Source organism: Rhodopirellula sp. UBA1907 (assembly GCF_002337565.1).
Taxonomy (GTDB): domain Bacteria; phylum Planctomycetota; class Planctomycetia; order Pirellulales; family Pirellulaceae; genus Rhodopirellula; species Rhodopirellula europaea.
This window is the reverse complement of record NZ_DDGH01000025.1, coordinates 2,197-12,818: the sequence shown is the minus strand read 5'-3', so window position 1 is coordinate 12,818 and position 10,622 is coordinate 2,197. Positions and strand designations below refer to the sequence as shown.

Here is a 10,622-nt window from a genome sequence, read left to right as displayed (position 1 = left end):
CCCGTGATGCCCCGTGCAATCGCCCTGATGAGCTTGTCCGTTCTCTCACTTCGAGCGTTTCCATGCAGAGAAGACATTTTCTTTCGTTCTCAGCATTCGCTGCCGCCGCGTCGGTCACCGGATGCGATTCCGGCAACGTGACGGAACCCATTGCGGCATCGGTGGAGCGAGTGGCGACGGAGGTCGACGAAGCTGTCGATGAGACGTCGACCGAAGACTTGGAGCGATACCGTGTTGCTTCGCGAGGCTACGAAATCGTTTCGGGGATGATTGGCCCGCGAGTGTTCTTCTTGCCCTATCCTGGAATGCGAATTCTGTCCGTGGTGATTGTGGCGACGACGGTTTCAGCGAAGTTGGCGGTCAAGTACATCGACACCGAGTTGATCCAGCGACAGTTCGAAGAAGAACTGACTGACGAAGAACGCTCGCTGGTCGAGGCAGATGGCTACGTCCGATTTGAAACCGAAAGCGGCGTCTCAGAGACGGTTATGTTGGGACCCAGCGAGTACGCGTGAATTCGTCGATCATCGAGATTCTTATGAGCCACGGTATCGGAACCAATTGTGAAAGCCCCTCATCCCACGATCACTCTCGGATTCAACGTTCTCCTGATTTTGTACTCGGCGGGGACCGGGTTCATCACGTTCGCTTTTTCTGACAAAGCCCAGGGCGTTCCCATCCAAGGCGTGGTGCTCACATCGTTGATCGACTTTGTACGGTACCTGATCATGATGTTCATTTCCGCATGGTTCATTCGCGAATTCTGGAATCGGTTGGTCGCGGATTTGTTCACAACGCGACTGATCGCTTATCGCGAGGCCATCACCATCGTCGTCCTTTTGGGTTTGTTCGGATTGTGATCGACCGACAATTGATTCGTGACGGGCAATTTGACTCGACCAAGTTGGGGCAATAAGATCATTTGATCGCTTCCCTTTCGTGACCAACGGTCGACGAAGTGCATTCGGCGAACTTTCCAGTCCATTTGTTTGTTGGAGAATTCAGCCATGCACCTTTCTGTTGGTATCTTTGAGCTCGTCTTGCCCGCCGTCCTTGGGCTCGTCTCACTGCTTTTGCGGTGGCGTCGGAGCAAGCTTCTGCAAACGGCGGAGATTGCCTTTGCTTGTTCCTGCGGTGCGACCTTGCTATCGCCCGCGGACCTCGCATCAACGCTGCTCTTCACCGTCGCGTTCTTTCTGTGTTTTCAACTTGGCACCCGTTTCAAGAAGCCGGTGAAGAAAGACGTGACGATGGAGAAGGACGTCGACCAATCACAATCGAGCTGGGTAAATCCATTTCGAGTCGGAGTAGTGGTTGTTGCGTTCGGAGTTGCCGCTTTTGCGTTTGGGCAAATTCAGCTTTGGCAGCAGCCCGCCGGACCGCTGGCCCATCAAGTTTTCCGAGCATGGGAGGCCAGCTGGATTGGAACCATTCTGCTCGTGTTGTCAGCAGCGTTTTGGGGTTACCATTTCGCAAGCAGACAAATGCTGAGTGAGAAGGATGCTTCCGTTTGACCGCACTTGAGCAGAACAGGAGCTTCATGCGTTTTACATTGACGCAGATTTTGACCACGGTGCTCATCGTTGCCTTGGGTTTCGCGCTCGTTGGTACTCAGATCCGCCATCAGCGTCGGATCGCTTCGTTGGAACATGCCCTTTATCAGGCTCGCTCGGACATTGCGATTGCCGAGTATGGTTCCGCGAGCTGTCTGTTGTTGGAACTTCATCCAAGTTTCTATGACGATCCATCGAACTTGCGTTTCTTGAATCACGAAATTGCTTATTCAATTTTGATGCACTGGGAACGCGAAGCGGCAATCGATGCGGCCGTTGACACTCCTGGTCATAGCAAGGCTTTTGCAAAGCGGGCCTTGGGACTATTGGAGTGCACGACACCGGACGATTTTGTTCGAGAGTTGCGTTTGAGGTTTTCCATCTATCCCGATGATGAATTGGGATCATGGTTCTCTGGCAGTCCACCAGGTGACCTGCTCAACTTCAAGGCGTTCTTGCGGGCGGCACTTGAACTGAATGAACCTGCCGGTGGTTAGGCTTGTCCGTCTACCAACTGGCGCTACTAGGACAGCAAATGTGGAATAGGTTTCCAGCCTGTGTTCTTCGCAATCACAGGCTGGAAGCCTATGCCACTTGCTTTCTGCACCGTCCTTCGCACGCTTTACTTTCCAAGACTGACCAACGGAACCGACATGAGTTCATCTCTCCATCCAGACGACTACCTTGGGCATTGCGAGGACATTGATGCTGGCAATCCGGACATCGTTGAATGTGCACGCAAGCTGGCGGGGGCATCGATGGAAGAAACAGCGAAGAACTGTTTTGAGTTTGTGCGTGACGCGATCCTGCACACGGGAGATGAACAGCGCAACCCGGTGACATGCCGAGCGTCGGATGTGCTGTCGCACGGGATTGGATACTGCTATGCCAAGAGTCATCTGCTTTGTGCTTTGTTGCGAGCCAACCAAATTCCCTCCGGGATGTGTTACCAGCGATTGTCGGTTGATGGCGATGGTCCACCGTTCTGCTTGCACGGTTTAAACGCCGTTCATTTGCCGGGGCATGGTTGGGTTCGGATCGACGCTCGTGGGAACAAACCCGGCGTGAACGCCCAGTTCGATCCGCCTCGCGAGCAACTGGCGTTTGCGACCGAAATGAAAGGCGAATGCGATCTTCCAGAGATTTGGCCAAAGCCACATCCGGCCGTGGCAGAGCGACTGAGGCGGCACGATGATTGGCTTGAACTGGCCGAAGATTTGCCCGATGTCGATTGAAGGCAACTGGCATCCGCCAGAAGGTACAATGGAGACCACTGTTGCAGCGTGGTCGGGTGATTGTCGATGGATGTTTGGTGTTCGCCTTCATCCTGCTCGTCGGTGATGATGAAACCGAAGAGGGGCTGAGCCCTCCTGCGACAGCCAACTAGCGACGAGATTGCGGCGCTGCCTTCTTTCAGTGCGTGGAATCGACTCGTTGCATTTCGGTCGATTGATTCGGTGATCTTTGCAGATACTCTGAAAAGCCACGCCGCTTTTTCGGCGGTATACCACGCCGAAGTGAGCCGTCTTCAAACAGACGACCGAACAAAAATTGCCGATCACTGTCGTCCCACATCGCCTTGAGAGAATGACATCATGAATTGTTTGTTGAATCGAATGACTCGAACCGCCGTCGCGGCATTCTGCGTGATCCTCGGGGCCAATTCGCTTCTCGCGTTGGACGACGCGCCGAAGGACAAAGAAGCAGAAAAGGCTGCTGAACCGGTCAAGGTGCAGGGGACATTCGAGGCGACTCGAAGTTGGGAATTGAACCACGGGTTGGATCAGTTTGGTGAACTTGAGATCAAGAAGATTCTGCCGCACGGAACCGAAGTCAAAGAGGGCCAGACGGTCGTTTGGTTTGACACTGAATCCATCGACAAAAAACTTTCTGCCGCCGAGATCGATATTCGCTTGGCAAGAATCACCGCGGCCGATGAACAATTTGCGTTTGACCAATTCGTTGCTGCTCAGAAACTTGATCGCGAAGATGCGGAGCGTGCGCGTCAGTCTGCCAAGCAGGCTTACGACAACTACTTGCAAGTCGACCGGGATCGAAAAATCAAAAGTGCCGAATTCGACATCAAATCGTCCAAGGCCTCGTTGGAAAACGCGGCGGAGGAATTGAAGCAGCTTCAGCAGATGTACGACGCAGATGACTTGACCGAAGAGTCCGAAGAGATCGTGCTCAAGCGTGCCAAGCGTTCGGTCGAGTCCGCTCAGTTTCGATTGGAAAGCACCGAGATCCGATCCAAACGAACGATGGAGCAATCCATTCCCGCAGAGGACGCTCAAACGGAGGCGACTTGGGAACGGGCTCAGATGGCTTACGAGAAAACCCTTCGCAACCTCGACAGTGCCAAGAAGAAACGCGACATCGAACGTCGAAAGGCCGCCGAAGCTTTGGCAGAAAAGGAAGCCGACTTCGAAGAGCTTCGCCAGCAACGAAAGTCGATCGTCATCAAAGCTCCTGGTGGCGGCATCTTGCTTTATGGAGAACTCAATCGTGGTGCTCTCAATGCCAAGCCCAGTCCGATCAAGGCGGGGGCGAAAGTTTCAACCGACCAGGTCATCGCCACCGTGGTCCAGCCCAAAAAGATGCGAGTTCGTTTGACGTTGAGCGAAGCGGATTTGGCAGGCATCAAGACAGGTGATTCATGCGTCATCAAGCCAGCGATTGATCCGAAGGCCGAAGTGAAAGGCGTCGTTGATTCGATTGCGACGGTGCCATTCATGGGAACCAAGTTTGATGCGACCGTGAAGGTCTTTGGGCAATTGCCTGATGCGGTGAAGCCCACCATGACGGCAACCGTTGAACTGACGAAGTGATCGTGGTCATCCTCGGGAAAACGCTATGAACATCAAGCAAACCGAACAATCTTTCACGATGACTTTGGTCACTCGGCTCGTTCGAAGATCGTCTCTTCGCTGCGTGTTGGTGATTGCCGCCTTTTGTCCGCTGGTGTTTAGCTCGGCATCCCATGCGGAAGAGTTGCCGGCGGTGGCGAACTTCGATGTGACTCGGACCCCCGTGCCACCTGAAATTGATGCGCCCACCGAATCGGATATTCGCTCAGCGATCGTGCGTGGCGTCGAGTTCATGCTCGAAGACCAGAACCCGAACGGTTCTTGGGGATCACCGACTCGGACGAAAGGTTTGAATATCTACGCCCCGGTTCCCGGAGCTCACCATGCGTTTCGAGCCGCGACCACGTCGTTGGGAATCGCTGGGTTGATTGACACTTTCGAGCACTTGCCGGCGGATTCATCCGATCAAAGTTTGAGGGCACAGGTTCGCGATTCGGTTGATCGAGCGGAAACGTGGTTGCTTCGTGAATTGCCGAAGCTGCGTCGAGCGGATGGCTCGGCCGTGTACAACGTCTGGGGGCATGGCTATTCGATTCAGGCTCTTGTGCGTTTGCATGAATGGCACAAGGACGATGCGGATCGCCAATCCAGCATCGTCGGTCTGATCCAGGATCAATTCGAAATGCTGCAGCGTTACGAATCGGTCGACGGTGGTTGGGGCTACTACGACTTTCGTTATCAAGCCGACCAGCCAACGTCGTCGTCGACCAGTTTTGTCAACGGAGCGGTGTTGGTTGCCCTGAAGGAAGCCGACTCGCTCGGTATCACTCCGCCAAAACGGATGGTGGATCGGGCGGTGGCAGCGTTAGGGAGACAACAGAAGCCCGACTTCAGCTACTTGTATAGTGAAGACTTGCAGTACCGACCCATGCGTGAGATCAACCGTCCGGGCGGCAGTCTCGGCCGGTCCCAGTGCTGCAACGCGGCGATGCGAGTTTGGGGCGATTCCAAAATCACCGATGACGTCGTGAAGGTTTGGCTTTGCCGGCTTTATCTACGCAATGGCTGGCTCGACATTGGCCGAAAGCGACCGATTCCCCACGAAGCCTGGATGCAAGTGGCCGGATACTTTTACTTCTTTGGCCACTACTACGCCGCAGTGGGAATGGATTTGTTGCCCGAAGACGAACGTGCGCCATATCAATCGATGCTGGCCAAGCTGATGCTGGATCGTCAAGAAACGGACGGATCTTGGTGGGATTACCCGCTGTACGACTACCACCAACCCTACGGCACCGGGTTTGTCTTGATGACATTGGATTCCTGTATGCCGTGAGCATCCTGAACCGTAGTGGACGACGCCAGGAGTCCTTTCGCAAAAACCCCGTCGCCCTTTCCACCGCATTAGCGTTTGCCTGACGTTCCAGCCGTCTCTCCCCAGTTGGCAATCTGGCTGTGATAACATGGTCGCCCCACCTTCAAACGGGCCACGCCAGACTCTCCCACAGAACGCCACCATGAAGAGAATGCTGTCCGGGATCCTCCTAGCGATCCTTCCTGCCACAACGGTTTCCTTCGCCAAACCGCCGATCCCAACACCCCGCGAGACGCCGGTGGTGGGCGACATGGATCACTACTTCCTTGAGTCCATGTACGGACTCAAAGAATCGGACGCTGGATTGCAGCACGTGGTCGATTCGCCCGAGTTTCGTGAATTGGTGGCGAAGCATGATTTGAAGCTATTGGGAGGACCAATGCTGGGCTGCGTCACCGACCACGGCGCTCGCATCTGGGTTCGAACGACAGAAGCCGCCAGCGTGCAGGTTGTGATGGACGGTCAATCCAGCAAGGTCGTCAATACCTCAGTGGAGATGGACTACTCAGCACTTTTGGACCTCGACGATCTCCAGCCCTCGACGTCGTACACCTACGATGTTCTGGTCAACGGTGAAAGCGTCTTTGCCGACAACAAGCCAACCTTCCGGACCTATCCGTCCAAGGGAGAGCAGGCAACGTTCAGCGTCGCTTTCGGCGGTGGAGCCCGTTACAACCCGCCGAAAGAAAAAATCTGGGACGTAATCGCTGGTCGGTCACCGGACGGAATTCTGTTGCTCGGCGACAATGTTTACATCGATCAACCCAAGTCGCGTACGAAGCAGCGTGTTCACTACTACCGCCGGCAATTACGACCTGAATTTCAACGTCTGACCGCGTCGACGTCGGTGTACGCGGTCTACGACGATCACGATTTGGGCGTGGATGATTCGTCAGGTGGCCCGCGGCGTTTCAAACCGAGTTGGAAGTTCGAATCGTGGAAAGTTTTTCGCGAGAATTGGAACAATCCAGCTTATGGAGGCGGCGACGAGCTTCCGGGTTGTTGGTTTGATTTCTCGATCGGCGATGTCGACTTTTTCATGCTGGACAATCGCTATTACCGGTCGTTCGAAGATGGAACGATGTTGGGTCCAGAACAAAAAGAATGGCTGCTGAACAAGCTGAAAGCGTCCGATGCCACGTTCAAGGTTCTCGCCTCAGGAACGCTGTGGACGGAACACGCGGACAAGGGAGGTCGGGATTCGTGGTGGGGCGTGAAAGAAGAACGCAATGAGATCTTTGATTTTATCGAAACGGAAAACATCGGCGGCGTGATCCTGTTGTCGGCCGATCGTCACCGAACCGACGTGTACAAGATCGAACGTCCAAACAGCTATGACCTGTTTGAGTTCGAGACTTCGAAGATGACAAACGATCACACGCACCCGACCAAGGAAGAAGCGGTCTTTTCTTACAACGAAGGCAACTTTTTTGGGTTGCTGAAGTTTGACTTGGAAAAGCCTGATCCAGAGGTCACCTTTGAGTGCATCACGATGGAAGACCAAAAGGTCTATGAGATGACTTTGAAACGAAGCCAACTGCAGGCGGCGGAGTGACAACGATAAGCGTGGCAGATGAGAGTTCAGGCTCATTGCTCATCCATCTCTCCCTGCCACACGGACACTTCGTCGATCCAGCCATCGAAGTTGCGTCCCGTGCCTTCGCGATGCCCACCGATTATCAGACCTCCGAATTCGGAAGCAGGGCCGGGAACGGGCAGTGTGTGTGTTGCAACTTGCTTCTCATTGAGAGACAGAGTGAGTGTCTGCGAATCAAACGTCAGCGTGATTTGGTTCCAGCGATCGAGCAAACTCCCCCGATCGATCAATGTGTCAAAACCGCCCTGCGACGTTGCCTCTGGAGCCGCCTCGGGTTTAGAAGCGGGTTGAAGCGTGTGAGTGTAGAGTTGCATGTTGATCTGGTCCGGTGATTCCGAAGACCTCATTCCAAGTGAGAGGTGCCACGCGGATTTCGTGGAGACGTCTTCTTACGCTGTGCTTTCAAAGAGAAAGTGTCGTTCCGCGGTGCCATGCGTCGGAAGGCTCGTCGGTTTGAACCAAAGCGAAACAGTGTGATGGGGCGAGTTGTCATCCAGGAAACTTCGCGGGACGCGAATGTATTGCTGGCGGGAACGATCGAGTTTCAATGCTCCGCCGGACACACCGTTGTTGGCGTCGACGCGAGCACCATTCGCTGGAACCGCGTCGATGCGATGTCCGAGGGGAGAGCTGTTTTTGAAGTCGTCGTCAAACGACCAGTGAGCTTGCCGGTTGGCATGCGGATGTTGCTCTTCGCTCGCCGTCAAAGAAGTGAGAGGCATCTCAACCTTGCGATTCACAATTCCATCGGGCTGACGAAATTCGGCGGTGAGTATCGGTGCATCGGAAGTGCCATCCGCTGTGAGCGTCAGGAATTGCCAGCCTTCCACCAACGACCATTCCAGAGATGGATGGAAAACGTCCAGTTCCGTGATGGTGCGTTTGTGGCCCGGCGAGATGACAAAGTCGTGCAGGTCATACCCAGCCCTCCGAGAATGAATCAGATGCCGTGCAACGTGGATATCTCCGCCCAATAGAACGACTCCGCTGATGTTTTCGTTTCGGATGACATTCAAGAGAGCGTCCCGTTCATACCAATAGGTGAACATGTCATCGGTTTCTTTGTTCTTCTTGTCCTCCCAAATGGCACCGAGGGCCAGCACTTTGAAAGGGGCTTTCGATTTCCGCAATTCGGCGAGCAGCCAAGTCCATTGCTCCGATCCGAAACAAGTTGGCTGGGACGCGTCAACGGGTGACGGCTCGGTTTGCGAGAAGTATCGCGGGTCGAGGAAGAACACTTCGATCATGCCTAAGTCCGCCTTGTGGTAGACGCCTTCGGATCCATTGCCGAATTGTGAATGGGCTCGGTAGGTGACAAATCCGCGACGCGTGTCCGTTTTGCCTTTCATCAGATTGCGGCCATTGCCATTGTTGCGGCCGAAGTCGTGATCGTCCCAAGTGCACACGGTGGAAGTGTTGGCAGACAACTCGGCTAGGTCGGGCATTTGCAAGAATTGGCGATGCCGCGATCTGACCTGTGCTAGCTCAGTGCTGTCGATATACGGCGTGTCTCCCATCAAGCAGACCATGTCGAGATCCAGTGTTTGCATCTCTTTCCAAATGCCGTTGGGCTCGATGTCAACGCAAGAAGCAAATCCGACAGAAACACGGTGGCCGTCGCGTTTCGGATTCGCGGTCCGGAAGAAGTGCTGCTCATCTGGTTTGACCAGAGTCTCTCGCGTTTCTGTGTTGTCGATCTGGTAGTGATAACGAGTGTTCGGCTGAAGATCGGTGACGGAGAACTTCGCCACGTAGTCATCGTCTTTGCTACCAACCGAGGAAATCCGCTGAACCACGTTGCCTTCCAGCAGAATCGAAAGTTGCAGCGGGTGTTCGGACGCACCGGCTCGGTAGAGCAATTGCGCGGACGTGCTGTCGATCGAGCCTACGAGCGGGCCTACCACGTCGTTGGCAGCGGATGCAGGCGATCCCGCGAGCATGCACACCAAGCAGGAAGTGCAAAGGACGATTCGACAAAGTTTGAGAGAGATCATGATGTGTTGTGAAAGTAGCGTCAGTTGAACTGCGGGTTGCAAGAACGAGATACCGAATCGGATCGGCACAGGTGTTTGCTATGGAGTCGTGTGGGGTGACGGTGTCTTCGGTTTCGCACCGCCGCTGCCCGGCAGCTGAAGCTCTTTGCGAACCCAGCGAACACCTTCGATGTTTTCAGTCAATGATTCGCTGGCATCCAAATCGGAGCGATGGTCGAGAATGCCAATTGGTCCCTGGTAGTCGCTTTCCATGACGACTCGAATCATGTCGGTTTCATGCTGGCCCTTGCCGATGCCCAGGATCTTCGGATTCGCGCCATCCACCATCCCGTTCAGATTCAGACAATGCAGATACGGGAGCATCAACTCGAAAGATTGCTTCCAGTCGTGGATGTGATCATGACCATGATGAAAGTTGTAGGTGATGCCAACGTGATTGAATCCTTGCTGACGAAGCAATCGGCACATTGAGACCAGGTTCTCTGGTTCGCCCGCCCAACCCCCGTGGTTGTACAGAGACAGCTTGCAGCCCAATCGTTGGGTTTCCTTCGCGGCAGGAACCATTTGCTCGGTGGCTCGCTGGACCTTCTGCTCCTGAGTTCCTTCGGTGAGGTTGGGCGGCATCATCCAAATTTGCGGATGCAGGTCGTGCTTTTCAAACAAGCGATATGCTTCTGGATGTCCGCCCCAGAAGGCGAAGAACTCGATCCCGTGCTTGCGGTATTCCAGAATCTCTTGTTCGAAAGTTGAAACATGTTCGGCTCGCCAATCGTAAGCACTACGACGGATGCCCAGCGCACGGAGCATTCGAGCTCGCTCGGCCGGTGTCCGCTCGGCCGCGTCAAAGGGCACGATGCACCAAGCCACCAAGTTCTCTTGTCGTAGGATGTTGCTCGTCGCGTCGTCGTCCGCAACGGGAGACTGGGCCAGTGCCGTTGCCGACAACCCAATGAACAAAAGCAACGCCGAAACACGAAACAAAGCGAACATGGGTGAGTGCTTCAGGTGGGAGTGCGATCAACGCGGTTCAGCACAGAACACGCGCCGATGAGGCGGGGTGGGACAGAGATTTGCAGGATACACGAGCGGCTTGCGAATTCGCAGCAGCGGTCGAGAGTTTGAGGTTAAGAAACAATGTGGTTGCATCGCTTTCAAGCTGGTCGGCTGCGGTCATTCACCTTACCAGTCGTTCGCCGTTGGTCTTCAATCTTGTGTGCAACCGTGTCCCGCGTCCGAGCGGCTTTCAGAGCCATGAGCGACCACGCCGCGTGGAGAGGTCGTGCAGTTTGTTGATGC

The 10,622-nt window shown here is 54.6% G+C and carries 11 protein-coding genes; 8 read left to right on the top strand and 3 right to left on the bottom strand.

Annotated elements, in window-relative coordinates; all coding sequences use genetic code 11:
- The 8 genes from B2R17_RS05650 to B2R17_RS05615 form a co-directional block, all read left to right on the top strand.
- Positions 1–515, top strand: a 515-nt coding sequence (locus B2R17_RS05650; protein WP_286763207.1) for a hypothetical protein, incomplete at its 5' end; no start/stop codon positions are given.
- Between the two features lie 48 nt (positions 516–563).
- Positions 564–860, top strand: coding sequence for a hypothetical protein (locus tag B2R17_RS05645; protein ID WP_286763206.1), 297 nt, complete (start codon positions 564–566; stop codon positions 858–860).
- Between the two features lie 147 nt (positions 861–1,007).
- Positions 1,008–1,514: a hypothetical protein gene (locus tag B2R17_RS05640; RefSeq protein WP_286763205.1), complete on the top strand. Its 507-nt coding sequence runs from the start codon at positions 1,008–1,010 to the stop codon at positions 1,512–1,514.
- 26 nt (positions 1,515–1,540) lie between these two features.
- Complete coding sequence (locus B2R17_RS05635) at positions 1,541–2,050, top strand: hypothetical protein (RefSeq protein WP_286763204.1); 510 nt, start codon at positions 1,541–1,543, stop codon at positions 2,048–2,050.
- A 156-nt stretch (positions 2,051–2,206) separates the two neighbouring features.
- Positions 2,207–2,788, top strand: coding sequence for a transglutaminase-like domain-containing protein (locus B2R17_RS05630; RefSeq protein ID WP_286763203.1), 582 nt, complete (start codon positions 2,207–2,209; stop codon positions 2,786–2,788).
- A 360-nt stretch (positions 2,789–3,148) separates the two neighbouring features.
- On the top strand, positions 3,149–4,381 hold the full coding sequence (locus tag B2R17_RS05625) for an HlyD family efflux transporter periplasmic adaptor subunit (protein ID WP_286763202.1): 1,233 nt from the start codon (positions 3,149–3,151) through the stop codon (positions 4,379–4,381).
- A gap of 25 nt (positions 4,382–4,406) precedes the next feature.
- Positions 4,407–5,696, top strand: a complete 1,290-nt coding sequence (locus tag B2R17_RS05620) for a hypothetical protein (protein ID WP_286763201.1) — start codon at positions 4,407–4,409, stop codon at positions 5,694–5,696.
- A gap of 190 nt (positions 5,697–5,886) precedes the next feature.
- On the top strand, positions 5,887–7,290 hold the full coding sequence (locus tag B2R17_RS05615; protein ID WP_339889075.1) for an alkaline phosphatase D family protein: 1,404 nt from the start codon (positions 5,887–5,889) through the stop codon (positions 7,288–7,290).
- Between the two features lie 32 nt (positions 7,291–7,322).
- Here B2R17_RS05615 and B2R17_RS05610 read toward each other — a convergent pair whose 3' ends face one another.
- The 3 genes from B2R17_RS05610 to B2R17_RS05600 all read right to left on the bottom strand — a co-directional run bounded on the left by B2R17_RS05610 (position 7,323) and on the right by B2R17_RS05600 (position 10,316).
- Positions 7,323–7,646, bottom strand: coding sequence for a LamG-like jellyroll fold domain-containing protein (locus B2R17_RS05610; RefSeq protein ID WP_286763199.1), 324 nt, complete (start codon positions 7,644–7,646; stop codon positions 7,323–7,325).
- Between the two features lie 75 nt (positions 7,647–7,721).
- Positions 7,722–9,326, bottom strand: coding sequence for an alkaline phosphatase D family protein (locus tag B2R17_RS05605; RefSeq protein WP_286763198.1), 1,605 nt, complete (start codon positions 9,324–9,326; stop codon positions 7,722–7,724).
- A gap of 78 nt (positions 9,327–9,404) precedes the next feature.
- Positions 9,405–10,316: a hypothetical protein gene (locus B2R17_RS05600; protein WP_286763197.1), complete on the bottom strand. Its 912-nt coding sequence runs from the start codon at positions 10,314–10,316 to the stop codon at positions 9,405–9,407.
- Positions 10,317–10,622 lie beyond the last annotated feature (306 nt).